The 25868-nt window shown below is 48.3% G+C and carries 25 protein-coding genes and 1 pseudogene; 12 read left to right on the forward strand and 14 right to left on the reverse strand.

Annotated features, from left to right (window positions below; all coding sequences use genetic code 11):
* Positions 1-2: 2 nt before the first annotated feature.
* Together trpB and trpA are read left to right on the forward strand one after the other, a co-directional pair.
* The gene (gene trpB, locus OGX94_RS07520; RefSeq protein ID WP_003020645.1) at positions 3-1196 is read left to right on the forward strand and encodes a tryptophan synthase subunit beta; all 1194 of its coding nucleotides are present in this window, start codon (positions 3-5) and stop codon (positions 1194-1196) included.
* Positions 1196-2002 (forward strand): tryptophan synthase subunit alpha, encoded by an 807-nt coding sequence (trpA, locus tag OGX94_RS07525; RefSeq protein WP_063940822.1) that lies wholly within the window; start codon positions 1196-1198, stop codon positions 2000-2002. The genes trpB and trpA overlap by 1 nt, the downstream gene beginning before the upstream one ends.
* 32 nt (positions 2003-2034) lie before the next feature.
* Here trpA and OGX94_RS07530 read toward each other — a convergent pair whose 3' ends face one another.
* On the reverse strand, positions 2035-3507 hold the full coding sequence (locus tag OGX94_RS07530) for a GGDEF domain-containing protein (protein WP_257661940.1): 1473 nt from the start codon (positions 3505-3507) through the stop codon (positions 2035-2037).
* Between the two features lie 186 nt (positions 3508-3693).
* The gene (locus tag OGX94_RS07535; RefSeq protein WP_063940823.1) at positions 3694-3969 is read right to left on the reverse strand and encodes a hypothetical protein; all 276 of its coding nucleotides are present in this window, start codon (positions 3967-3969) and stop codon (positions 3694-3696) included.
* Between the two features lie 259 nt (positions 3970-4228).
* Between OGX94_RS07535 and OGX94_RS07540 the strand changes: the two genes are divergently transcribed.
* Positions 4229-4666: a hypothetical protein gene (locus OGX94_RS07540; RefSeq protein ID WP_226804197.1), complete on the forward strand. Its 438-nt coding sequence runs from the start codon at positions 4229-4231 to the stop codon at positions 4664-4666.
* Between the two features lie 433 nt (positions 4667-5099).
* On the opposite strand, the gene OGX94_RS07545 is transcribed toward OGX94_RS07540, so the two are convergent.
* Entirely contained in the window at positions 5100-5816 is a 717-nt protein-coding gene (locus OGX94_RS07545) for a YebC/PmpR family DNA-binding transcriptional regulator (protein ID WP_063940825.1), read from the reverse strand.
* A 426-nt stretch (positions 5817-6242) separates the two neighbouring features.
* On the reverse strand, positions 6243-6881 hold the full coding sequence (ompW, locus tag OGX94_RS07550) for an outer membrane protein OmpW (protein ID WP_003833354.1): 639 nt from the start codon (positions 6879-6881) through the stop codon (positions 6243-6245).
* A gap of 292 nt (positions 6882-7173) precedes the next feature.
* Here ompW and OGX94_RS07555 point away from each other — a divergent pair.
* The 4 genes and pseudogenes from OGX94_RS07555 to yciA form a co-directional block, all read left to right on the forward strand.
* A pseudogene (locus tag OGX94_RS07555) lies at positions 7174-7251 on the forward strand (YkgJ family cysteine cluster protein); the annotation flags it as partial.
* A gap of 28 nt (positions 7252-7279) precedes the next feature.
* Positions 7280-8023, forward strand: a complete 744-nt coding sequence (locus OGX94_RS07560) for a YciC family protein (protein ID WP_003020663.1) — start codon at positions 7280-7282, stop codon at positions 8021-8023.
* 54 nt (positions 8024-8077) lie between these two features.
* Positions 8078-8617 (forward strand): septation protein A, encoded by a 540-nt coding sequence (locus tag OGX94_RS07565; protein ID WP_003020667.1) that lies wholly within the window; start codon positions 8078-8080, stop codon positions 8615-8617.
* A 165-nt stretch (positions 8618-8782) separates the two neighbouring features.
* Complete coding sequence (gene yciA, locus OGX94_RS07570) at positions 8783-9184, forward strand: acyl-CoA thioester hydrolase YciA (RefSeq protein WP_003020670.1); 402 nt, start codon at positions 8783-8785, stop codon at positions 9182-9184.
* Between the two features lie 64 nt (positions 9185-9248).
* On the opposite strand, the gene tonB is transcribed toward yciA, so the two are convergent.
* Positions 9249-9977, reverse strand: a complete 729-nt coding sequence (gene tonB / locus OGX94_RS07575) for a TonB system transport protein TonB (RefSeq protein WP_168150127.1) — start codon at positions 9975-9977, stop codon at positions 9249-9251.
* A gap of 215 nt (positions 9978-10192) precedes the next feature.
* On the opposite strand from tonB, the gene OGX94_RS07580 reads away from it, so the two are divergent.
* Entirely contained in the window at positions 10193-10489 is a 297-nt protein-coding gene (locus OGX94_RS07580) for a YciI family protein (RefSeq protein ID WP_003020675.1), read from the forward strand.
* Between the two features lie 51 nt (positions 10490-10540).
* On the opposite strand, the gene OGX94_RS07585 is transcribed toward OGX94_RS07580, so the two are convergent.
* Positions 10541-10714, reverse strand: a complete 174-nt coding sequence (locus tag OGX94_RS07585; protein ID WP_003020684.1) for a YciY family protein — start codon at positions 10712-10714, stop codon at positions 10541-10543.
* A gap of 142 nt (positions 10715-10856) precedes the next feature.
* Here OGX94_RS07585 and cls point away from each other — a divergent pair, with 142 nt between their 5' ends.
* Together cls and OGX94_RS07595 are read left to right on the forward strand one after the other, a co-directional pair.
* Positions 10857-12317, forward strand: coding sequence for a cardiolipin synthase (gene cls / locus OGX94_RS07590; protein ID WP_003020687.1), 1461 nt, complete (start codon positions 10857-10859; stop codon positions 12315-12317).
* A gap of 34 nt (positions 12318-12351) precedes the next feature.
* Positions 12352-12681, forward strand: coding sequence for an HI1450 family dsDNA-mimic protein (locus OGX94_RS07595; protein ID WP_003020691.1), 330 nt, complete (start codon positions 12352-12354; stop codon positions 12679-12681).
* 37 nt (positions 12682-12718) lie between these two features.
* On the opposite strand, the gene OGX94_RS07600 is transcribed toward OGX94_RS07595, so the two are convergent.
* From OGX94_RS07600 to ychE, 7 genes are all read right to left on the reverse strand, one after another.
* Positions 12719-13555, reverse strand: a complete 837-nt coding sequence (locus OGX94_RS07600; protein ID WP_257661939.1) for an ion transporter — start codon at positions 13553-13555, stop codon at positions 12719-12721.
* A gap of 45 nt (positions 13556-13600) precedes the next feature.
* Positions 13601-14605 (reverse strand): murein tripeptide/oligopeptide ABC transporter ATP-binding protein OppF, encoded by a 1005-nt coding sequence (gene oppF, locus OGX94_RS07605; protein WP_003833363.1) that lies wholly within the window; start codon positions 14603-14605, stop codon positions 13601-13603.
* The gene (gene oppD, locus OGX94_RS07610; protein WP_003833364.1) at positions 14602-15615 is read right to left on the reverse strand and encodes a murein tripeptide/oligopeptide ABC transporter ATP-binding protein OppD; all 1014 of its coding nucleotides are present in this window, start codon (positions 15613-15615) and stop codon (positions 14602-14604) included. The genes oppF and oppD overlap by 4 nt, the downstream gene beginning before the upstream one ends.
* Before the next feature lie 11 nt (positions 15616-15626).
* Positions 15627-16535 carry an oligopeptide ABC transporter permease OppC gene (gene oppC, locus OGX94_RS07615; protein WP_003833365.1) on the reverse strand — a complete coding sequence of 303 codons (909 nt, stop codon included), beginning with the start codon at positions 16533-16535 and terminating at the stop codon, positions 15627-15629.
* Positions 16536-16549: 14 nt separating this feature from the next.
* Positions 16550-17470, reverse strand: a complete 921-nt coding sequence (gene oppB, locus OGX94_RS07620; RefSeq protein ID WP_003020708.1) for an oligopeptide ABC transporter permease OppB — start codon at positions 17468-17470, stop codon at positions 16550-16552.
* A 233-nt stretch (positions 17471-17703) separates the two neighbouring features.
* Positions 17704-19335, reverse strand: a complete 1632-nt coding sequence (oppA, locus tag OGX94_RS07625; RefSeq protein ID WP_149335228.1) for an oligopeptide ABC transporter substrate-binding protein OppA — start codon at positions 19333-19335, stop codon at positions 17704-17706.
* A 771-nt stretch (positions 19336-20106) separates the two neighbouring features.
* Positions 20107-20754 (reverse strand): NAAT family transporter YchE, encoded by a 648-nt coding sequence (ychE, locus tag OGX94_RS07630; RefSeq protein WP_003020714.1) that lies wholly within the window; start codon positions 20752-20754, stop codon positions 20107-20109.
* Between the two features lie 487 nt (positions 20755-21241).
* Between ychE and adhE the strand changes: the two genes are divergently transcribed.
* On the forward strand, positions 21242-23920 hold the full coding sequence (gene adhE / locus OGX94_RS07635; protein ID WP_003833375.1) for a bifunctional acetaldehyde-CoA/alcohol dehydrogenase: 2679 nt from the start codon (positions 21242-21244) through the stop codon (positions 23918-23920).
* A 242-nt stretch (positions 23921-24162) separates the two neighbouring features.
* Here adhE and tdk read toward each other — a convergent pair whose 3' ends face one another.
* Complete coding sequence (gene tdk, locus OGX94_RS07640; RefSeq protein ID WP_008784954.1) at positions 24163-24780, reverse strand: thymidine kinase; 618 nt, start codon at positions 24778-24780, stop codon at positions 24163-24165.
* Between the two features lie 610 nt (positions 24781-25390).
* On the opposite strand from tdk, the gene hns reads away from it, so the two are divergent.
* Positions 25391-25804, forward strand: a complete 414-nt coding sequence (gene hns / locus OGX94_RS07645) for a histone-like nucleoid-structuring protein H-NS (protein WP_003020723.1) — start codon at positions 25391-25393, stop codon at positions 25802-25804.
* Positions 25805-25868: the final 64 nt, after the last annotated feature.

Below are 25868 nucleotides of genomic sequence, written 5' to 3' on the forward strand. Positions count from 1 at the left end.
ACATGACAACATTACTCAATCCGTACTTTGGCGAATTTGGCGGTATGTATGTGCCACAGATTCTGATGCCTGCCCTGCGCCAGCTGGAAGAAGCTTTTGTCAGCGCGCAAAAAGATCCTGAATTTCAGGCCCAGTTTACAGACCTGCTGAAAAACTATGCGGGTCGCCCAACCGCACTGACCAAGTGCCAGAACATTACTCAAGGCACCAACACAACGCTGTATCTCAAGCGTGAAGATTTACTGCACGGCGGCGCGCACAAAACCAACCAGGTGCTGGGTCAGGCGTTGCTGGCGAAGCGCATGGGTAAAACGGAAATTATCGCCGAAACCGGCGCGGGTCAGCACGGTGTTGCATCTGCTCTCGCCAGCGCATTGCTGGGTCTGAAATGCCGTATTTATATGGGTGCGAAAGACGTTGAACGCCAGTCGCCTAACGTTTTCCGTATGCGTCTGATGGGTGCTGAAGTCATCCCCGTTCACAGCGGTTCCGCCACCCTGAAAGATGCCTGTAACGAAGCGCTGCGCGACTGGTCTGGCAGCTACGATACCGCGCACTACATGCTCGGTACGGCGGCTGGCCCGCACCCCTTCCCGACCATTGTGCGTGAATTCCAGCGCATGATCGGTGAAGAAACCAAGGCGCAGATTCTGGAAAAAGAAGGTCGTCTGCCGGACGCCGTTATCGCCTGCGTAGGCGGCGGTTCTAATGCCATCGGTATGTTCGCCGACTTTATCAATGAAACCAGCGTCGGTCTGATTGGCGTAGAGCCAGGCGGTCACGGGATTGAGTCTGGAGAACACGGCGCGCCGTTGAAACATGGTCGTGTCGGGATTTACTTCGGCATGAAGTCCCCGATGATGCAGACCGAAGAAGGACAGATCGAAGAATCTTACTCTATTTCTGCAGGGCTGGACTTCCCATCGGTTGGGCCACAGCACGCATACCTGAACAGCATTGGCCGCGCAGATTATGTTTCAATCACCGATGATGAAGCACTGGAAGCCTTCAAAACGCTGTGTCTGCATGAAGGAATTATTCCGGCACTGGAGTCCTCCCATGCCCTGGCGCACGCGTTGAAAATGATGCGTGAAAATCCGGAAAAAGAGCAGTTACTGGTGGTTAATCTCTCCGGTCGCGGCGACAAAGACATTTTCACCGTACACGATATTCTGAAAGCGCGAGGGGAAATCTGATGGAACGTTACGAAAACCTGTTTGCACAGCTGAAGGACCGCAAAGAAGGCGCTTTTGTCCCCTTCGTAACCCTGGGCGATCCGTCTGTTGAGCAGTCACTGAAAATCATTGATACGCTGATTGAAGCCGGTGCCGACGCGCTTGAGCTCGGCATTCCGTTCTCCGATCCGCTGGCAGACGGTCCGACCATACAGGAAGCCACCCTGCGAGCGTTTGCCGCCGGCGTTACACCGTCGCAATGCTTTGAAATGCTGGCGCTGATTCGCCAGAAGCATCCGACGATTCCCATTGGGTTGCTGATGTATGCCAACCTGGTCTTCAGCAAGGGCATTGACGAGTTTTACGCCCAGTGCGAAAAAGTGGGTGTGGATTCTGTGTTAGTGGCCGATGTGCCTGTTGAGGAGTCAGCTCCGTTCAGAACTGCAGCGCTCCGCCACAATATTGCACCAATTTTCATCTGCCCTCCGAACGCTGATGAAGAACTGCTACGCCAGATTGCCTCTTATGGCCGTGGCTACACTTATCTGCTTTCACGTGCAGGTGTGACCGGTGCAGAAAATCGTGCGGCATTACCGCTGTATCATCTGGTTGAAAAGCTGAAACAATATGATGCTCCGCCTTCTTTACAGGGCTTTGGTATTTCTGCGCCTGAACAGGTCGCTGGTGCTATTGAAGCCGGTGCTGCCGGCGCAATTTCCGGCTCGGCAATTGTGAAGATCATTGAGAAAAATGTTGCGGCACCGGATCAGATGCTGGCTGAGCTGAAAGCGTTTGTCAGCGCGATGAAAACCGCCACCCAGCAGTAAGTTAAATCAACCGCCAGTGACAGCTGGCGGTTTCACCCTTCTTTCGTGTGCTTCATTCTATACATAGCGCTATCCGCATTCTGAATGGCCACATCCAGTTCATCGTTCACCTCTGCAATTCCCCACGATACTGACAATGGCACGGTATGGCCGTCCACAACGAACACATGACTGGTCACCTGCCCGCTAATACGTTGCGCGATTGCTATAGCGTCAGTTGCCTGTGATCGAAACAGCAGGATCATAAATTCATCCCCGCCGGTACGAATCACAATATCGTGGCTGGTGCGGGTGTTTGACAGCATCCTGTTGGCGATAATTTGCAGCGCGCGATCGCCTGCCGCGTGGCCCCAGGTATCATTGACGGCCTTGAATTTATTGCAGTCCAGTAGCACCACCGAACAGTGTGATAAATCCCGACGCTTGATAATGTCGAGTATTCGGCGGTTAAAACAGCCGGTCAGAGTATCGATATAAACCTTGAGGTCGCTTTCATTCAGCCATGATTTGAGTGAGAAACTGATCATGATGAAAAAGAACGGCGCCAGCAGAATCACGATCCCGGCATGTGTGTCGCGTACCATAAATCGACCTAATGATAGCGAATAGTGCAGCGCATATTTCTCCGAAAAATTGCGCACCATAAAGCGGGATTGACTGGGACATTTACCGGATAAACAGAGACTCTCATTGTTGGTCAAATTCACCAACTCCACATTCAGCTCTGGTGGAACTTGATAGTCAAATGCCTGCGCTAACGCTTCCTGCAATTCGGGCTTTGAATGGTCATAGACCAGATAGGCTACGATTTGGTCTGATATCTCTTTGCCAGACAGATCGTAGATATAACTCACCACGCTGTAAGCTTTTTCACCGGTAATTTTATCGGTATAGAAATTCGTTGAACTGAGGGCTTTGTTTTTGACGTTTTTTTGCAGCAATCGGGTATAGAAATCGACGGGCGGGTAGAAAAATTGAGTGATATCCCGCGCCATTTCAGAATTTGAAAAACTGAAATTGCGTGAATCGGAAGCCATAAACCAGTAAAAATAATCTGAATTTTTGGCAATGATATAACGATGTGCATCGAAGCTGCCCGGGTTTAGCTCATTGACCATACTGCGAATGAACTCCGCTGCCGTAAACATACACAGCGCGTTGTGGCTGGTTTGCTGGGAAATTATTGTCCCCGTCGCCGAATGCAGGCGCTTTGGGTCGGCGTTAATTCCCCACTCATCCTCATCCCGGAGAACAAATTGTGAAATATCGCCGCATTGTTCCCCCGTTTTGATATGGTGATAGCGCTCACCAATCGCATCGGCGATCAGCTCGTTATCGTTAAAAATGTCCATCATGCGCGCTTGCAGGCGGTTGACACCTTCGCTGGCAGCGGCCATTCGCTGTTCATAAATAATAAACAGAAACAACGAAGTAAATATCAACGTAATGAGCCCTGATACCAGCAGTGCCTGCCTGTTTCTGAGCTTATCCTGCACAATCTTCACGAGTCCACCCTGATAGTTAACAGTATTGCCAAATCGGTTACCCGTTTATGTTGTTGCATAACAGCGTTGTACGTTGATAGAGAATGTTTGCCACTCCGAAGCAGGTAAGTTGATGTAGCCCGCAGTCGCGCGCTTAGATTACATATTTATACAATAAAATCACATATTTGTTAACATAAATGCAAACTAATCATCACCTTCGATAGGATATCCTGCCCGCCGGATGGCCTCGCGGCAGTCGTTTACGCCTGCGGCATAGCCCGCCTCAATCTCGCAAACCGGACTTGCGCTGCAATAAGGTAGTGTAACTGGAGTCGCAATAATTTTCTCCAGCACCTCAATTTTATCCATGTAAAGTAATAACTCACGTGCAGCACTCACGGCAAACGCTGCCGTTTGATCTTCGGAGAACGGTTCCAGAAGTGTGATTTTTTGCTGTAGCAGATGGCGGGTCAACATCATCAGCAATACCCTCAAAGTTGGTTTGCTTAAAGAGTAGCACTACATCAAAGGGGAGAAAGGCTCGATGTTTTCCCCAGAATGTTTAAATGAAGAACGAGGGGAATGTTTCCTGGTTGCTAACTACTGTCAGGCATGCTCGGAATCTATACAGTTCAATCATCCTGGTTGTGCAGCTATTAATTAAGTTGACTTCAAAAAGTCCCTTGCGAGACACTGCTTTAAAGCATACCAAATATGGGTGAACTTGTTGAGACATCTGTTGATTAAATTAGTTGTGTTAAGCGTTGGATTTTTAAGCGCTGAGGACATACTGGCAAATACTCCGGAACAGGTAGTCACCGCTTTCCAGAGGGATTATAAATATTGGAATGACCAGTCATTCCTAAGAAATCAGAACGATGGAAAGCAAGAAGTTATGCTCCAGGCCCAGAAGGGTTGGAATGAGCTTTTGAAAAAATATACAAAACCTGGTTTTCAGGGCGAGCCTATAGCTTTTGGTTCTGAGTCTAGTCATGACCCTGAGCAAGAGAAGATCATATCGGTTCAGATTACTGAAAAAATAGCGGTCGTAACGACCAAATTATCAAGGCAGTATTATTCACCTATTTATGAATATCAATTGTCCAAAGAAAATGATACCTGGTATCTATCTCAGATCTTTTTAGTTGATGACGATGGAAAATATCCGAGTTTGTAATAACAGTGTACTTGTACTCATTGTTTCCATACTGCCTGAGACTGTCAATCGCTGGACGACTCTGAGCGTGAAGCGGACCAGACTATCTGATGAAAAGTCTGATGAAAAGCTTCACTCATACTGTCGGGACAGCGATAAGCGAGGAACTCACGTTGTGCTTGCATCAGGATGACCTGGAATGATGGAGTTAACATCTCAATTGTTCATAGCAGCGCTGAGTGGATTCAGGATATCGCGGGGCGTATTGGACGTATAACGTTTATCGCGTACCTAAGAAGTTAAGGCCAGAGATTTTAATTATTACATTTTCTTTTTTAAGATAGTGGTTTTTATCTATTTTTTAGAATAAACATATCTGGCCAGACATTCTTCTTCATAACAACCCTATGAGTTAAAAAAATCTGCCATAATGACAGATTCTTTTAATCTATCATTAGAGATTTGCAACGTTATGATATACTTTTTGAACATCATCGTCATCTTCAAGGGCATCAACAAGCCCTGCAAAGACTTCTAAATCTTCTGGTGAAAGTTCAATTTCTGATTGAGCAATCATCTCTAATTCTGTGGTAGTGAATTCAGTAATCCCTGCGGCTTTTAAAGCTGCAATGCCTTTGTGAAGATCTGTAGATTCCGTATAAATAACGATGTTTCCTTCTTCTTCGGTTACATCACGAACATCTACTTCAGCATTAAGCAAAATTTCAAAAATGTGGTCAGGATCTGTCCCTTCAAATACAATCACTCCGGTATTGTCAAACATATAGCTGACAGAACCAGCCGCTCCGATATTCCCGCCTTTTTTATTAAAAATTGAGCGGACATTAGCAATCGTACGGTTAACATTTGAAGTCAATGTTTCAGCGATAATCAGTGAGCCACTGGGACCAAAGCCTTCATAACGCCCTTGCACGAACGTTTCATCGCTGCCGCCTTTGGCTTTATCAATAGCTTTATCAATAACGTGTTTTGGAACCTGCGCTTGTTTAGCACGTTCAATAACGAATTTTAAAGATGTATTTAATTCTGGGTCTGGTTCGCCTTGTTTAGCAGCAGCATAAATTTCTACACCGAATTTTGCATATACATTAGACGTTGCTCCGTCTTTAGCTGTTTTTTTAGCAACAATATTTGCCCACTTACGTCCCACTGGAATGATCTCCTCAAAAATTCATTTACATAGCCGACAGGTAAATAACCTAGCCTTACATTATATCATGACGTATAAATCCTCGTCCATGAAAAATAAAATATCCAAATTTTACGATATGTTACTTTAATTTTATCAATAGTTAACATTTTGGATAAATTATCCCCTGACTATCTTCAGGTTTTTTGTGCGTAATAAATGAACCGCAACAATAATGCATAAGAAAAGAGAAACAAAAGTGATATTCCAGATAAACACACTTGCTATTAAAGTTAGCGCAGTACAGCTTATAGCGAGGTATCGACACACAAATTTTGTCAGGCCAGAGGCGCAAAATAATGGCCGTTCAAGACAACGACACGTGTGGAAAAGAATGGAAAAACTGGCCATTTGATGACCAGTTTTGCAGGGGGTTTGCAGAAAAACTTAAAAACGATAACCCGCAGAGAACATAAACACCCACGGATCAAGGCGTACGCTGTCTCGCTGCTGTACACCGCCCATTTTATAGCTTGCAGTGGTGTCGATATCCATGTACCACACCGACATGTTAATCAGCCAGTCACGGTTAATCAGATAGTCCATACCAACTTGCCCTGCTGCGCCCCAGGAATCTTTCAGACTCAGGTCCGATAACCCTGTTTCTTTACCGTTATCGTTAAAGCCTTCATCGAAGAAGGTCGTGTAGTTCACCCCAACACCTACGTACGGACGCAGTTTACTGCTGGAGTCACCGAAGTACCACTGCGCCATTAACGTCGGCGGTAAATGATGTACGGTGGCAATATCACCCGTTGCAGCAGTGCCGATTTTATGGCGGAACGGCGTAGCTGCCAGTAATTCAACACCGATATTGTCGGTTGCCATGTAGGTAAATGTCAGACCCAACTGCGTGTTATTGCTGACATCAAAGCCACCTAAGCTGCCCAGCGTACCACCTGCACCTTCCGTCGGCCTGACGGTGGCAGAACCTGCACGAATAAAGAACTCTCCAGCTTCATGCGCAAATGCGTTACCAGAGAGAAGAGTTGTTAAAGCCAATGCTGCAACTGTTAATTTTTTCATGTCCGCTCCATCGTTATGGTTATAAAAGCGGAACGAATATACCCACATTGGAGTAATAAGTGATCTAACATGGATCACATTGACTTTGATAATTTAACATTTATTGATCCAGATTAAGTTAGAACTTGCATTAAAAATCCTGGTTAAATTAATTCAGATCAATTTTGATATATTTTCAATGTGCAAGTACCTCCAGCTCATTGCTGATGGGTGATGGATATCTGCTCGTGATGCGCAGATAACAAACAGCGTTCATGCACGACGCTGAAGTCATAGCCAAAAATTACTGCAGCTTTACAAAGATATGCTTTTCCATACATCGCGCGATGCTGCCACTGTAGAGTTATCCAGGGTACAATTGCCCGCAAATGAACACCTGCAAAACTCAAGGAGAGTGCATGTCTATCACGGCGAAATCCGTTTACCGTGACACGGGAAACTTTTTCCGTAATCAATTCATTACCATCTTGCTGGTATCGTTGTTGTGCGCGTTTATCACAGTGGTGTTAGGGCATGCCTTTTCCCCCACTGACGCACAAATTGCGCAACTCAGTGAAGGCGATCAGTTAACCAGCAGCGTGGGGCTGTTCGATCTGGTGCAAAACATGACCCCGGAGCAACAGCAAATTTTGCTACGCGCTTCCGCGGCGTCGACGTTTTCCGGTCTGATTGGTAATGCCATCCTCGCCGGGGGTGTCATCCTGATGATTCAGCTGATTTCAGCAGGTCATCGCGTCAGCGCATTACGTGCCATCGGCGCCAGTGCGCCAGTGTTACCGAAGCTGTTTATTCTGATTTTTCTGACTACTCTGCTGGTGCAAATCGGTATTATGCTGGTTGTTGTACCCGGTATTCTGCTGGCGATCCTGCTGGCACTCGCCCCTGTGATGTTGGTACAGGACAAAATGGGTGTCTTTGCCGCGATGCGCAACAGTATGCGTCTGGCGTGGTCGAATATGCGACTGGTTGCGCCGGCAGTGATCGGTTGGTTGCTGGCAAAAACGCTGCTGTTGCTTTTTGCGCCAAGTTTTGCAGTACTTACGCCGAATGTAGGCGCGGTATTGGCGAATACGCTGAGCAATATGATCTCCGCCGTGTTGCTGATCTATTTGTTCCGCCTGTACATGCTGATTCGCCAATAAACCCTGAACGCATTCCGGGCTTGTACCCGGTGCTTTTGATGACGGAATCGAAGAATGAAGCAGTTTCTTGATTTTTTACCGCTGGTTGTCTTTTTTGCTTTTTATAAGCTTTATGACATCTATGCGGCGACCTCGGCGCTGATTGTCGCGACGGCTGTAGTGTTGATTTACAGCTGGGTTCGCTATCGCAAGGTCGAGAAGATGGCGTTAATCACCTTTGTCCTGGTGGCCGTATTTGGTGGCCTGACTATTTTTTTCCACAACGATGAATTCATTAAGTGGAAAGTAACGGTGATTTACGGGCTGTTTGCTGGTGCTCTGTTGGTTAGCCAGTGGGTAATGAAAAAGCCGCTAATTCAGCGCATGTTAGGTAAAGAGCTGACCCTGCCGCAGCCGGTGTGGTCGAAACTTAATTTAGCCTGGGCCGTCTTTTTCATCCTGTGTGGTCTGGCGAATATCTATATTGCATTTTGGCTACCGCAGAACATTTGGGTCAACTTCAAAGTGTTCGGCCTGACCGCCCTGACTTTATTCTTTACGCTGCTGAGTGGAGTCTATATTTACCGTCATCTGCCGCAAGAAGATAAATCGTAATACATGCTCGCCAGATCTGCGGATCTGGCGAATTTTTATCCCCTCGCGTTCCATTGTGCTGACAACCTGGCTTACATCTGCTCTGCACGCCGCATCCCCTCTATTCTCAACGCACAAATTCTAGTAGCATCGCGCCTGTAATCTTTCTCTATAGTCGGTTCTACAATGACAACAACGAATAACACTCCCCAGGGTGAACTGGTTTTACGTACTCTGGCCATGCCTGCAGATACCAACGCGAATGGTGATATTTTTGGCGGTTGGCTGATGTCACAAATGGATATAGGTGGCGCGATTCAGGCCAAAGAGATCGCACATGGTCGTGTGGTAACGGTGCGGGTTGAAGGAATGAGCTTTTTGCGGCCGGTCGCCGTAGGTGATGTAGTGTGTTGTTACGCGCGCTGTGTGAAACGCGGGACAACCTCAATCAGCATCAATATTGAAGTTTGGGTGAAGAAAGTCGCTTCTGAACCTATTGGGCAGCGCTATAAAGCCACCGAAGCTCTGTTTATCTACGTTGCCGTTGATAAAGACGGGAAACCGCGTCCAATTCCCACGTTGGCCTGATAGCACACGCCAGTAATGCTATCCGGCAATGATCAAGAGTGATGATTGCCGGACGGCCTGATGCTTACTCGATTTGCGTTGTGCCGTTTAATTTGAAAACAATATTCACCACGAGTCCGGAACCGGGTTTACCTGCCTCATAACGCCATCTACGCATCGCATTTTTCACTTCACGCTCAAACATATTGGCAGGCTGCGCAGACAGGATCTCCACATTTTCAACCCGACCATCCGGCGTTACGTTAAATTTGACCTTTACCCGTCCTTCAATGCGCAGCGCCTGAGCTCGCGCCGGATACTGAGGCTGATTACGGCTTAAAGCGCGTGGACCTGATGGCGCACTGACCACCGGTTTGCTGGTAGTTGCCGGCGCGGTATTGGTCATTGTGCGAGTAGGTGCCGTATTTTCCAGTGGGGAGGCCGGGCGCGGTTCTGCTGGTTTAACATCGCGTTTCGGTTGCTCTTCCACCTTTTTCACCGGTTTTGGCTTCGGTTTAGGCTTGGGCTTCGGTTTTTCAATCACCACCGGTGCCTCTTTTGGTGGCTCTGGAATCGGTTCTGGTTCCGGTTCAGGCTCGACAACGGGTTCCGGCGGCGGCTGAACGGCCTGAGGCGGTTCAAGGTCGGCAGGCGCGACCATCGTGACAGAGATCGGCTGCGCTGGCGCAGGCAGTTCAATAACCTGATGTACCGAGGTATACAGCAAACCAGCCACTACGGCACCATGAATGCCGACAGACAGTAACGTTGGCCAGGGAAAGCGACGAGGTAAATCAAGGGTCATTGAAGTCATAATCGTTTCAGTAAAAAAACCAGGCCCTGATTTTAAATGCAAATAGCAATCATATTCAATAAGCCCGTGGCGGTAACTGACATTTAAAACGCGATTTTATGATAAAAAACCGCTTTCAGAGTATGGCCTTAACATATCAGTTATCTTTCCGTTGCAGTTGTTAGGCCTTTCCAATAACGTTATTAACGACTTTTACCGTTCAAGGAGCTCTACCCGTGCTGTATGTTATTTACGCTCAAGATATTGCAGACTCTCTCGAAAAACGTCTCTCCGTGCGCCCTGCTCATCTGGCTCGCCTGCAACTCCTTCATGACGAAGGTCGTTTGCTCACGGCGGGCCCCATGCCAGCGGTCGATAGTAACGATCCCGGTGCGGCGGGTTTTACCGGCTCGACGGTGATTGCCGAATTTGAATCTTTGGAGGCGGCACAGGCGTGGGCGGAAGCCGATCCGTATGTCGCGGCGGGCGTGTATGCGCAGGTTTCAGTAAAACCGTACAAAAAAGTATTTTAAAAACAGAACGTAAAGCAGACATTGGGCACCGCCAGCGGTGCCCTTTTGGGATCAGATGCTGTGGATCGCAAACAACAACGAGTTACGCTGGTGGTTGAGAATGCACTTTCTGATAGTGTGGATACGCATATTACGACGCGATTGTCCTTCAAGCCAACGTGCTTTACGGCGGCTAGCCTGACGCAGCATCCGCCAGCGTCCCACTTCCGTTCTACTACGCTTCATGTTTACTACTCTTTCAGTCACTGAACGACCATTATAACGCCAGACCGAATGCAGACCAGTGGTTTTCCCTTGTTTTTATTTGCCAGATTAATCCTGATGCGTAAACTCTTAACAATACGCTTTCAAAAGGATTTTTAAATTTATGACAACCTTCTACACCGTGGTGAGTTGGCTGGTCATTCTGGGTTACTGGGTACTCATTGCTGGCGTAACATTACGCATTCTAATGAAACGACGCGCAGTGCCCTCCGCAATGGCCTGGCTGTTGATCATCTATATTCTGCCATTGGTAGGGATCATTGCTTATCTATCCTTTGGTGAACTCCACCTGGGTAAGCGACGTGCCGAACGCGCCCGGGCAATGTGGCCGTCAACGGCCAAATGGCTGAACGACCTCAAGGCCTGCAAGCATATTTTTGCCCAGGAAAACAGCAGCGTCGCCTCTTCGTTATTTAAACTGTGCGAGCGCCGTCAGGGAATAGCCGGGGTTAAGGGAAACCAACTGCAGTTGCTCACCAGTTCAGATGACGTGATGCAGGCGCTGATCCGTGATATTCAACTGGCGCGCCACAACATCGAAATGGTGTTCTACATATGGCAGCCTGGCGGTATGGCCGATCAGGTAGCCGAGTCGTTAATGGCTGCCGCGAGACGTGGCATTCACTGTCGCCTGATGCTGGACTCCGCTGGCAGCGTGGCGTTCTTTCGCAGCCCTTGGGCGGCGATGATGCGTAACGCAGGTATCGAGGTTGTAGAAGCGCTGAAGGTGAACCTGATGCGTGTATTTTTACGCCGTATGGACCTGCGTCAGCACCGCAAAATGATCATGATAGATAACTACATTGCTTATACCGGCAGCATGAACATGGTCGACCCGCGTTTCTTCAAACAGGATGCGGGTGTCGGGCAATGGGTTGATTTAATGGCGAGAATGGAAGGTCCTGTCGCCACTGCTATGGGCATTGTCTATTCCTGCGACTGGGAAATTGAGACCGGAAAGCGCATTTTGCCTCCGCCACCAGACGTCAATATCATGCCGTTTGAGCAGGCCAGCGGCCACACCATTCACACTATCGCCTCGGGACCTGGTTTCCCTGAAGATTTGATTCATCAGGCGCTGCTAACCGCTGCTTATTCAGCGCGTGAATATTTAATTATGACCACCCCCTACTTCGTCCCCAGCGACGATCTGTTGCACGCGATCTGCACGGCAGCGCAGCGTGGGGTTGACGTCAGTATCATTCTTCCACGTAAAAATGACTCCCTGCTGGTTGGCTGGGCAAGCCGGGCCTTTTTCACCGAGCTGCTGGCAGCTGGCGTTAAAATTTATCAGTTCGAAGGTGGCTTGCTGCACACCAAGAGCGTACTGGTCGATGGCGAGCTGAGCCTGGTCGGGACGGTTAACCTGGATATGCGCAGCCTGTGGCTCAATTTTGAAATCACGCTGGTCATTGATGATGCCGGATTCGGTGGCGATCTCGCGGCAGTGCAGGATGATTATATTTCGCGTTCACGCCTGCTTGATGCCCGTTTGTGGGTAAAACGACCACTCTGGCAGAGGATAGCAGAGCGACTGTTTTACTTCTTTAGTCCGTTGCTGTAAAACGTGCCCATCAGACAGTAAACAGGTAGTCATTATGGATATGGATTTGAACAATCGCCTGACCGAAGACGAAACGCTTGAGCAGGCTTACGACATTTTTCTCGAACTGGCTGCGGACAATCTGGATCCAGCCGACATCATTCTGTTCAATTTGCAGTTTGAAGAGCGTGGCGGTGCCGAGTTGTTCGATCCGGCAGAAGATTGGCAGGAGCATGTTGATTTTGACCTGAACCCTGACTTCTTTGCCGAGGTGGTGATTGGTCTGGCAGATACAGAAGACGGCGAGATTAACGATATTTTTGCGCGCGTTTTATTATGTCGCGAAAAAGATCATAAGCTCTGCCATATTCTCTGGCGCGAATAATCAAACAAAAAAGCTGCTCTCGCAGCTTTTTTCATTTTTAGCCCGGTAGTTTACTTCCGCAGCGGTTACAAAATTGCGCACTATGTTCGTGCTGCGCCTGCTGGCACTGCGGACATTTTCGTTGGTGCCCGCGCTGCTGGAACGCACTGCTCATGTGCGTGGTAATCAATCCCGTCGGTATTGCAATCACCGAGTAACCAATCAGGATAAGCACAGACGCCACCATGCGCCCCAACGGTGTGTGTGGCGTGATATCGCCATAGCCGACGGTGGTTACAGTAACAATCGCCCAATACACCGACGCATTCAGCGTAGTAAACCCATATTTTGGCCCTTCAATCAGATACATCATCGCGCCAAAAACCACCATCAGGATGGCGATAAAGGAATAGAACAGCATCAGCTGATGTCGGGCGCTTTTTAACGCATTCCAGAACACCCGCAGAGAAGGCATAAAGCGCAGCAGCTTGAGAATACGCAGAACGCGCAGGACACGCATCGCTCGCCAGGCGAAAACATAGCTCAGACTGATTTCCGGCCATAGCCACATCACATACAGCGGCAGAATGGTGGCAAGGTCAATTATCCCCCAGAAGCTGAACACATATTTAGCGGGGTTGGCCCAGCAACATAAGCGCAGAAGATATTCGAGGGTGAAGACCAGAGTAATAAAGATCTCCAGCCAGACAAAAATGCGCCATTCCTCAAAGGTTAAATGGTATTGCGTCCCTACTCCGGACTCAATGAAGATAACGATAACGCTGAGCAAGGCAAATAGTGCGCACATACCTTCAAAGCGACGCCCTGAACGGGTATTTAAATCAAATAATTTGCGATAGAGCGCACGGCGGACAGAAGAGACTAAACCTGGCACAGATACCTCACCAAAAAAAGGGCTGACCTTTGTCAGCCCTCAGGATTATAGCGGGTCTACTTTCAGGCAGGAAACTGCATGTCGGAAACTTCCTTCCAGAACCGGGCGCGTTTTTGCGCATTCCGGTCCAGCAATCGGGCAGCGCGTACGGAACACGCAACCGGAAGGAGGATTAATCGGGGACGGTAACTCGCCTTCCAGCAACTGAATAACCTTATTCCTTTCCTGATCCGGATCGGGGATTGGCACCGCAGACATCAGCGCTTTGGTATAAGGATGCAGCGGGTTATGGTACACCTCATCATAGGTCCCTAATTCCACCGCGTGTCCGAGATACATAACCAGCACACGGTCGGAGATATGTTTAACCACAGCGAGGTCGTGAGCAATGAAGATTAACGATAATCCCATTTCGCGCTGAAGCTGTTGCAGAAGATTAACCACCTGGGCCTGGATTGATACATCCAGCGCTGAAACCGGTTCATCGCAGATAATCAACTTCGGTTCGAGGATCAGCGCGCGGGCAATACCAATACGCTGACACTGGCCACCGGAAAACTCATGTGGGTAGCGGTTAATCAGGTTAGGCAATAGTCCAACCTTCATCATCATCGCCTTCACACGGTCGCGGACTTCCTGACCAGGAAGATTCGGATGATAAGTTCGCAGCGGTTCAGCAATGATTTCACCAATAGTCATGCGCGGGTTTAACGATGCCAGAGGATCCTGGAAAATCATCTGGATATCGCTGCGTACTTCCCGCCACTCATCGGGTTTCATGCCCAGTAAATCTTTACCCAGCCAGGCAACCTTTCCATCGGTGGCCTTCACCAGGCCGATAATCGCACGGGCAAAGGTCGATTTCCCGCAGCCTGATTCACCGACCACGCCCAGGGTTTCGCCCTCATATAGTCGCAGGGTTACGCCATCAACCGCCTTCAGGGTTTTAGTCGGTTGCCAGAACCACTGTTTGCCATCTTTAATATCAAAATGGACTTTAAGGTCGGCAATCTCAAGGAGCACTTTACGTTGTTCGGTCACCGCATTCATACCAGTTCCTCCACCGGCTTAAAGCAGGCACGCAGGCGGCCTGGACTAAACTCCTCCAGTGGCGGAGCACTGCTACAGATTTCCATCGCATGCGGGCAACGCGGCTGGAATGGACAGCCTTTTGGTAGACGCAGCAGGTTCGGTGGGTTACCCGGTATAGTGAGCATCTCTTCCCCTTCTGCATCCAGACGAGGTACGGCATTTAGCAAACCAATCGAATACGGATGAACGGGCTTATAAAAGACATCCCGCGCACTGCCGTATTCCATAGTACGTCCGGCGTACATCACCAGGACTTTATCGCAAATACCGGCAACAACCCCCAGATCGTGGGTGATCATGATAATCGCGGTGTTGAATTCGCTTTTCAGTTCATTCAGCAGCGTCATAATTTGCGCCTGTACCGTTACATCAAGCGCAGTGGTCGGTTCATCGGCTATCAGTAATTTGGGCCTGCACAACAGTGCCATGGCGATCATTACGCGCTGACGCATACCACCGGAGAATTCATGCGGATACATTTTCATACGCTTACGCGCTTCCGGCATCTTCACCGCATCCAGCATTCTGACTGACTCTTCAAAAGCTTCCGCTTTGCTCATGCCTTTATGCAGCATCAGAACTTCCATCAACTGCTCCCCGACCCGCATGTATGGATTGAGGGACGTCATCGGGTCCTGGAAAATCATCGAGATTTGCTCGGCGCGCAGTTTGTTCAGTTCACGTTCCGGTAAATTCAGAATTTCACGCCCGTTGAACGTTGCGGAGCCCCCGATACGACCATTTGCCGCCAACAGGCCCATCAGGGCAAAGGCCGTTTGCGATTTACCCGAACCGGATTCACCGACAATACCCAGCGTTTCTCCAGCTCGCAGAGAAAAGTTTAAATCGTTGACCGCAGTTACATCGCCGTCGGGGGTCGCAAACGTCACACGCAAATCTTTTACGTTTAGCAGTGCGTTAGCCTGTTGTTGCGCGAGCGGCGCGGTTGAGGTTTCAATTACGCTCATGGCTGCACTCCTTAACGGTCTTTCGGGTCGAGGGCATCACGCAGGCCATCGCCAATAAAGTTAAAACAGAACAAAGTGACCACCAGGAAACCAGCCGGGAACAGCAGCAGCCATGGTGAGACTTCCATAGAGTTGGCACCATCACTGAGCAGCGCGCCCCAGCTACTTAACGGCTCCTGCGTACCTAATCCCAAAAAGCTCAGGAAGGATTCAAATAGGATCATGCTCGGCACCAGCAATGAAGCGTAAACCACCACCACACCCAGCACGTTCGGCACAATATGGCGGATAACGATACGCACGGTAGACACCCCACCCACTTGCGCCGCTTCAATAAACTCTTTGCGCTTGAGACTTAGCGTTTGCCCACGCACGATACGCGCCATATCCAGCCAGGAGACCATCCCGATAGCGACAAAAATCAGCAGAATATTTTGCCCAAAGAAGGTGACCAGCAGGATCACGAAGAACATGAACGGGAAGGAGTTGAGGATTTCCAGCAGACGCATCATCACCGAGTCGATTTTTCCGCCGAGGTAGCCCGACAGAGAACCGTACAGCGTACCAACAACCACCGCGACTAACGCCGCCGCAATGCCGACCATCAGCGAAATGCGTCCGCCAATTGCCACGCGCACCAACAGGTCGCGTCCCGACGAGTCAGTACCGAAATAGTGGCCTGATTCCGTATCCGGCGCACTGGACATCATGCCCCAGTCGGTATCGAAGTAGGTAAACTGCGACAACATCGGTGCCAGCGTTACGAACAGCGCAATAATTATCAGCACCACCAGGCTTGCTACCGCCGCGCGGTTATGCATAAAGCGTCGACGCGCGTCCTGCCACAGGCTACGGCCTTCGACCTCCAGCTTTTCACTGAAATTCTCCAGCGCCTCGCTGTTTTTCTTACTTAACATCATAGCGAGCTCCAGTATCAGTAACGAATTTTCGGGTCGATAACGGCATACAGCACATCGACAATCGCGTTAAACACGATGGTCAGCGTACCCACCAGTATGGTCAGACTAAGAACCAGCGAATAGTCGCGGTTTAACGCCCCATTGACGAACAACTGGCCAATACCCGGCAAACCATAAATGGTTTCAATAACCATCGAACCGGTGATAATGCCGACAAATGCCGGTCCCATATAGGACAGCACTGGCAACAGCGCTGGTTTTAACGCATGACGGAAAATAATCCGCCGCATCGGCAGCCCTTTAGCGCGCGCGGTACGAATAAAGTTAGAGTGCAGTACTTCAATCATCGAACCGCGAGTAATACGGGCGATACTGGCGATGTAGGCCAGTGACAAGGCCACCATCGGCAGGATCATAAATTTCAGCGCCCCGCCGTTCCAGCCCCCGCCGGGTAGCCATTTCAAGGTTATGGCAAATATCATGACCAATAAGGGAGCGACCACGAAACTGGGGATAACCACCCCGGTCATAGCCACCCCCATCACCGTATAGTCCCAACGTGTATTTTGCTTCAGCGCGGCTATCACTCCGGCGCTAACACCGACGAGCACCGCCAGAATAAAGGCTGCCGCACCCAGCTTCGCAGAAACCGGAAAGCTCGAGGCAACGAGGTCGTTAACCGTGTAGTCTTTATATTTAAAGGATGGTCCAAAATCACCGTGCGCCAGCTGTTTCAGATAGCTGAAGTACTGCGTCGAGATGGGATCGTTAAGATGATATTTCGCTTCGATATTCGCCAGCACCTCTGGCGGTAACGCGCGTTCTCCGGTGAATGGGCTTCCGGGCGCAAGGCGCATCATAAAGAATGAAATCGTAATAAGAATAAACAGCGTCGGAATCGCTTCCAGACAGCGACGTAATATAAATTTTAACATTGCCCGTACCTTCTGGCGTGTGCCTTTATACCCGTCATACTTCAAGCTGCAAGTGCGTTGGCTTTACTCGCTCACGCCAGTCACTTACTTAAGTAAGCTCCTGGCGATTCGCTGCGTTGCCGCCTTCCTGCAACGTGAATTATTTAGGGTATACCTCTCTTTGTCTAAAGAGGTATTTATAGTTCGAAGAAAAAGACACTGTGGGGCAACTTTGATCGCCCCACGTCTTGCCATTAATGCTTGATAATATACAAGTCTTTAACGTGGATATTATCCATCGGGTCTTTACCGGAGTATCCGCCAACCCATGGTTTCACCAGGCGGGCATTAACATAGTAATAAACCGGTACAATCGCAGAATCTTTATCCAACTGCTGTTCCGCTTTCGAATACAGTTCGCTGCGCTGCGCTTCATCCGTCACTTTCAGCGTATCCGCAATCAGCTTATCAAATGCCGGGCTCTTATAGTGGACGGTATTATTGGAGCTGTCGGACAGCACCATATTCAGGAAGGACGTCGGTTCGTTATAGTCCGCACACCAGCCCGCACGTGAAACATCATAGTTGCCCTGATGGCGCGTATCGAGGAACGTTTTCCATTCCTGGTTTTCCAGCTTCACATTAGCACCCAGATTTTTCTTCCAGATAGATGCCGCGGCAATAGCCAGCTTCTTATGCAGGTCTGAGGTGTTATACAGCAGATCAAAGGTCAGCGGTTTCTCAGCGGTATATCCGGCCTCAGCCAGCAGTTTCTTCGCTTCTTCATTACGTTTTTCCTGAGACCACTTGAACCACTCTGGCTCAACCAGTTTCGCACCATCGGTGTATGGAGGAGTAAAGCTATATGCTGGCAGGTCACCCTGGTTTTTCACTTTATTGACGATAATGTCACGATCCAACGCCAGCTTCAGGGCGGTACGAACACGAACATCGTTGAACGGTGCTTTCTGGTTGTTGATTTCGTAATAATAGGTGCACAGATAGGGGTCAACGTGGACTTCGTTCGGGATCTCTTTTTTCAGTTTCTGGAATAACTCAATCGGCATGTTGTTATAGGTCATATCGATTTCACCGCTGCGATAGCGGTTAACGTCAGTCACTTCAGAAGAAATAGGCAGGTAGGTTACCTGGTTAATAACCGTTTTGGCGTTGTCCCAATAGTTGGTATTACGCTCAAGCACAATGCGCTCGTTGACAACCCAGTCTTTCAGTTTATACGCACCGTTAGTAACGATGTTAGCGGGCTGGGTCCACTTCTCGCCGAATTTTTCAACAGCAGCTCTAGGAACCGGTGAAACGGAGGAGTGCACAAGCAGTTTGTAGAAATAAGGAACTGGTTCGCTGAGGGTGACTTCAAAAGTATGATCGTCGAGAGCTTTTACACCCAGATCGGTGACCGGTTTTTTACCGGCGATAATATCATCAATATTGACAATATGACCGTACTGCAAATAACTGGCATACGGTGAAGCGGTATTTGGATTAGCCAAACGTTGCCAACTATACACGAAATCTTGCGCGGTAACAGGCGTGCCGTCAGACCACTTTGCATCTTTACGCAGATGGAATGTCCAGACTTTAAAATCTTTATTTTCCCATTTTTCAGCCACGCCAGGCGATGGTTTGCCATCGACATCACTGATTAATAAACCTTCAAACAGGTCACGGTTAATGTTGGATTCAGGTACACCTTCGATTTTGTGGGGATCGAGTGACTGCACTTCCGAACCGTTATTGCGCACCAGAGTCTGCTTTTCAGCAAGCTGCACACCCGCTGGCACTTCTGCCGCCGTGGCAACATTTCCAGCGACTAGCGCAGTTAAGATCCCCGCAGCTACTAAACTTTTTTTAGTGATGTTAGTCATTGTGTTGTACTCCCTCATTATTATGGCTGGTTTTTTAACCAGACTGTTAATCCTGTCAGGATCCCTGTACGGCACCGGAGATTTTCTGCCGTCAGGTGGTTTATTGTTTTACTGCTTGCTATCACCGACTTTATTTATTCTGGCGATTCGTATGACCGCCTTGCGTCGATTCTCTACGTGCCTCCCCTGCCGGAAACACGCTATTACCCTGTTGAGAGAAACTAACTGCAAATGATTCTCATCAACGTGAATTCTTCTGCATAATATCTGGCCGGAAAGTATCAAATGCGTTTCTTAACCGCCAATACATTTTACAAATTTGTTAACCAATTCTCTTTTATTGGAAATAAATCTCACTTAAAAAGTCTTACGAATGAAGATTCGTTATGGGAAATTCACAAAAATCAATACATTATGTCGACTATGGTGTTAACCATCCTGTCCGAAGTCAACGCCATGTCAAAATGCACATAAATTTAACAATTGGTTATTAATTAGCACATTCATCTGAAATAAAGGCTGAAATAACTAATAACATTTCGATAATCCTTCAGCAAGCCCCAGAGTATGATGTTAATAAAATAACAGCAGTATCGGTCTTCACCGGGCGCACTGAGACGTGTTATATCTTTAGAATCAATGACTAACAGGAGAGTTAATCATCAGCATTTTTTATTATTGCTCTGCTGATTTTCAACTTTAGTGAGAAGTTTTACTGATAATGAAATGAAACGGAGCCGGACACGGCTCCGTTTGCACAGAAGAGAGGTTTCAGGCCAGCAAACCAGGGAAAATGGATTTGATGCCTGTAACGATAAATTCGATACCCAAAGCCATTAACAGCAGCCCCATAATACGCGTAATGACGTTGATACCGGTTTGGCCCAACAGGCGCACTAACCATGGTGCCATGCGGAACAGCCCCCAGCAGCACAGGGCAAACAACGCAATCGCTACAAAAAAGCCAAACAGGTTAATCGCGCTATGATATCGCGTACCCCAAACAATAGTTGAGCTTATCGCCCCCGGCCCCGCCATCAACGGCAATGCCAACGGCACAACGCCGATACTTTCACGGATTGCGGTTTCTGATTTTTCCTGTTTGTTTTGTTTATCTTCCCCTAGTTTTCCGCTAATCATTGACATCGCGATAGTCACAACCAGAATGCCGCCAGCTATCCTGAACGAGTCAATTGAGATGCCGAAGAGTTGCAGAATACCATCACCAAGAAACAGCGAAGTCCACAGGATGATTGCGACAGAAAGGTTTGCCGTGAGGTTGGTTTTGTTTCTTGCTGCGGCAGTTTGATAGCTGGTCATACTGATAAAGACGGGGATGATCCCTACCGGGTTGACCAACGCAAATAACCCAATGAAAAATTTAAAATAGACAGGAAAATCAAATAGCGTTTGGATCACGGTTAGCTCCGAAGCGTTAGCCGGATAAAATGAGTCATAAAAATTGATAAAATCCGCGCTGAAGATACGCCTTTTGTCAGCATACTTCACCTTCTATCTGCGTATATCAATGTAAATACGCTACCAATACTCAGTGTTATTAATATGTATTAAATATGCTAATGTTATTAGCATTCATCACGCCAATTTATTAACACTTAACGAGAAACGCTAAAAGGGCCTGCTGAAAGGTGTCAGCTTTGCGAATTTTTGATCCAGATCACGCAATTACTACTCAGAAGTGAGTAATCTTGCTTACACCACCTGGAGGTAACGCGTTAGAGTTAACAGGCGCTAGCGTATAAGCTCTTTTAGTAAATCAAAGTAAAGTGGACGTTAATTAACCGTTTGATTTTCAAACCATTACACAAATTTTCGTCGGTCTGTCTATACTCTCGTATCGAGCAGATGATTTACTAAAAAAGTTTAACATTATCAGGAGAGCATCATGGCTGTTACTAATGTCGCTGAACTTAACGCACTTGTAGAGCGCGTAAAAAAAGCCCAGCGTGAATATGCCAGTTTCACTCAAGAACAGGTTGACAAAATCTTCCGTGCCGCCGCTCTGGCTGCCGCAGACGCTCGAATTCCTCTCGCGAAAATGGCCGTTGCCGAATCCGGCATGGGTATTGTCGAAGATAAAGTGATTAAAAACCACTTCGCTTCTGAATACATTTACAACGCTTACAAAGATGAAAAAACCTGTGGTGTGCTGTCTGAAGACGACACTTTTGGTACCATTACCATTGCTGAACCGATTGGTATCATCTGCGGTATCGTTCCAACCACTAACCCTACCTCTACTGCGATCTTCAAATCACTGATCAGCCTGAAGACCCGTAACGCCATCATCTTCTCTCCGCATCCGCGCGCAAAAGATGCAACTAACAAAGCAGCTGACATCGTTCTGCAAGCCGCTATCGCTGCTGGCGCACCGAAAGATCTGATCGGCTGGATCGATCAACCTTCCGTTGAACTGTCTAACGCGCTGATGCACCACCCGGACATCAACCTGATCCTTGCGACCGGTGGTCCAGGCATGGTTAAAGCGGCATACAGCTCCGGTAAACCGGCTATCGGCGTAGGCGCAGGTAACACCCCTGTTGTTATCGACGAAACCGCTGATATCAAACGTGCTGTTGCATCTGTTCTGATGTCTAAAACCTTCGATAACGGCGTAATCTGTGCTTCTGAGCAGTCTGTCGTCGTGGTTGACTCCGTATATGATGCAGTACGTGAGCGTTTTGCGACTCACGGCGGCTACATGCTGCAGGGCAAAGAGCTGAAAGCAGTCCAGGACGTTATCCTGAAAAATGGCGCGCTGAACGCAGCTATCGTTGGTCAGCCGGCATACAAGATTGCTGAACTGGCAGGCTTCTCCGTACCAGAAACCACTAAGATTCTGATCGGTGAAGTGAAGGTTGTTGACGAAAGCGAACCGTTTGCTCACGAGAAACTGTCTCCGACGCTGGCAATGTACCGTGCGAAGGACTTCGAAGACGCAGTCATCAAAGCTGAAAAACTGGTTGCGATGGGTGGTATCGGTCATACCTCTTGCCTGTACACTGACCAGGACAACCAGCCAGAGCGTGTTGCTTACTTCGGTCAGATGATGAAAACCGCACGTATTCTGATCAACACCCCGGCTTCTCAGGGTGGTATCGGTGACCTGTACAACTTCAAACTCGCACCTTCCCTGACTCTGGGTTGTGGTTCCTGGGGTGGTAACTCCATCTCTGAAAACGTTGGTCCTAAGCACCTGATCAACAAGAAAACCGTTGCTAAGCGAGCTGAAAACATGTTGTGGCACAAACTTCCGAAATCTATCTACTTCCGTCGTGGCTCTCTGCCAATCGCACTGGATGAAGTGATTACCGATGGTCACAAACGTGCGCTGATCGTGACCGACCGCTTCCTGTTCAACAACGGTTATGCAGACCAGATCACCTCCGTTCTGAAAGCTGCTGGCGTTGAAACCGAAGTGTTCTTTGAAGTTGAAGCTGACCCGACTCTGACCGTTGTTCGCAAAGGTGCTGAGCTGGCTAACTCCTTCAAACCAGACGTAATCATCGCACTGGGTGGTGGTTCCCCGATGGACGCCGCGAAAATCATGTGGGTTATGTACGAGCACCCGGAAACTCACTTCGAAGAACTGGCACTGCGCTTTATGGACATCCGTAAACGTATCTACAAGTTCCCGAAAATGGGCGTAAAAGCGAAGATGATTGCAGTTACCACCACTTCCGGTACCGGTTCTGAAGTGACTCCGTTTGCGGTCGTTACCGACGATGCAACTGGGCAGAAATACCCGCTGGCAGACTACGCGCTGACTCCGGATATGGCGATTGTTGACGCTAACCTGGTTATGGATATGCCGAAGTCACTGTGTGCGTTCGGTGGTCTGGATGCCGTCACTCACGCTCTGGAAGCTTACGTTTCAGTACTGGCTTCTGAGTTCTCTGATGGTCAGGCTCTGCAAGCGCTGAAATTGCTGAAAGAAAACCTGCCAGCGTCTTACCATGAAGGTTCTAAGAACCCGGTAGCGCGTGAGCGTGTACACAGTGCAGCAACTATCGCCGGTATCGCGTTTGCTAACGCCTTCCTGGGTGTATGTCACTCAATGGCGCACAAACTGGGTTCTCAGTTCCACATTCCTCACGGTCTGGCGAACGCCCTGCTGATCAGCAACGTTATTCGTTATAACGCGAACGACAACCCGACTAAACAGACTGCATTCAGCCAGTACGACCGTCCGCAGGCACGCCGTCGCTACGCTGAAATCGCAGACCATCTGGGTCTGAGCGCACCGGGCGACCGTACTGCCGCGAAAATCCAGAAACTGCTGGGCTGGCTGGAAGAAATCAAAGCTGAATTGGGTATTCCTAAGTCTATCCGTGAAGCTGGCGTTCAGGAAGCTGACTTCCTGGCACACGTGGACAAACTGTCTGAAGATGCGTTTGACGACCAGTGTACTGGTGCTAACCCACGTTACCCGCTGATTTCTGAACTGAAACAGATCCTGCTGGATACCTACTACGGTCGTGAGTATAGCGAAGGTCAGACCGCCGCTAAGACTGAAGCAGTAGCTGCACCGAAAGCAGAAAAGAAAGCGAAGAAATCCGCTTAATTTGCTCAGATAAGTTTTAGTTTCATCATAAACGGTCCCAATTGAATTGGGGCCGTTTTTTTTCGTCTTGTGTTATGAAAATCGGGGAATACACAATTTAACCATGTGAATAAAATGGCAGTGTAAGAGATGTATTCAGGAAGATGTGAGACTAGCCGTCAGAAGAGAGTCTGACAGGGTAGAGAACATTGACGAAGGTTCCGGCCTACCCTGTGTTTATAAGCGCTCAGAAGCGTACAGGGTTAATCGTGGCTGTGTCGTTCTTGTATCGCCGTCAGAGAGCCCTCAGACTGCGCTTGTTTGTAGTGTTTACGACATACCGACACATAGCGTTCATTCCCGCCGATAACCACCTGCTCGCCCTCGTTATAAGGTCTTCCAGCCTGATCAAGGCGTAATACCATGCTGGCCTTACGGCCACAGAAACAAATGGTCTTTAATTCAACCAGTTTATCTGACCACGCAAGCAGGTATTCGCTGCCACCAAATAACTCACCACGAAAATCAGTGCGTAAGCCGTAACACAAAACAGGAATATCCAGTTGATCGACAACTTCAGATAATTCATAAACCTGTTGTCGGGTCAGAAACTGAGACTCATCGACCAGTACACAGTGAATTCTTTGCTGCGCATTCTCGGCGCGAATCTCTTCGAACAATGATGAATTTTGGTTAAACAATTTTGCAGGTGACGACAGACCTATACGTGAACTTACTTTTCCAGCACCAAAACGGTCATCAATTTCCGCTGTATATACAACGGCACGCATCCCACGTTCCTGATAATTGTACGAAGATTGCAACAATGCAGTCGACTTACCTGCGTTCATTGCAGAATAGTAAAAATATAGTTGTGCCATTGACCGAAGGCCCTCACCCGGGGAAATAAATATGGGCTGGATTGTATCATATTTCACGAACATGTCGGTGTAGCGTTGGCCGCAAAGGCGTATAAATGAGCGGGCAAGCTCGCACAGTGCCACCTGAATTTAAGTAACGGGTAGTGAGAGAGCATACAACCATCGACCAAACAGCCTGAGCTCGGACGCGTATATACACACTCTTTCACAAATAGTGCTCATGAAATTTATCAATGTCACTTATCATCATACGGCAATAAAGAACCCCTTCCCATATTGTTATTGAATCTACCTACTGTCGCCATGTATTAGCGAATTCACGTAAGCAAAACTAATACAAAAGGTTGAAATCACTGCAAAGAGATACTATTTGTACACCATAAAATGTGACCTGAATCTTGAATTTTTACTCTCAGCCGCTGAGAAGCCCCCTCGCCAATAAGCCTTTTTTATGCCCAACATCATGGGGAATTTAAGACAGGAGAATTAATTCTGATACTAAATAAAGCGCAATTTTGAATTCCTTACATTCCTGGCTATTGCACAACTGAATTTATCGCTCTATTATTAGCTCAACAAACCACCCCAATATAAGTTTGAGATTACTACAATGAGCGAAGCACTTAAAATTCTGAACAACATCCGTACTCTTCGTGCGCAGGCAAGAGAATGCACTCTGGAAACGCTTGAAGAAATGCTGGAAAAATTAGAAGTTGTAGTTAGCGAGCGTCGCGAAGAAGAAAGCGCTGCTGCTGCTGAAGTTGAAGAACGTACTCGTAAACTGCAACAATATCGTGAAATGCTGATCGCTGACGGCATTGATCCGAACGAATTGCTGAATAGCATGGCTGCTGTTAAATCTGGCACCAAAGCTAAGCGCGCTGCACGTCCGGCTAAATATAGCTATGTTGACGAAAACGGTGAAACTAAAACCTGGACTGGCCAGGGTCGTACACCGGCAGTGATCAAAAAAGCGATGGAAGAACAAGGTAAACAACTGGACGATTTCCTGATCAAGGAATAATTCAGAAATAGTTTGTTTAAAATCCCGCCACTGGCGGGATTTTTTTTACCGGTACTTCGCTCAA

The organism is Citrobacter sp. Cpo037 (assembly GCF_030332945.1).
GTDB classification, from domain to species: Bacteria; Pseudomonadota; Gammaproteobacteria; order Enterobacterales; family Enterobacteriaceae; genus Citrobacter; species Citrobacter portucalensis.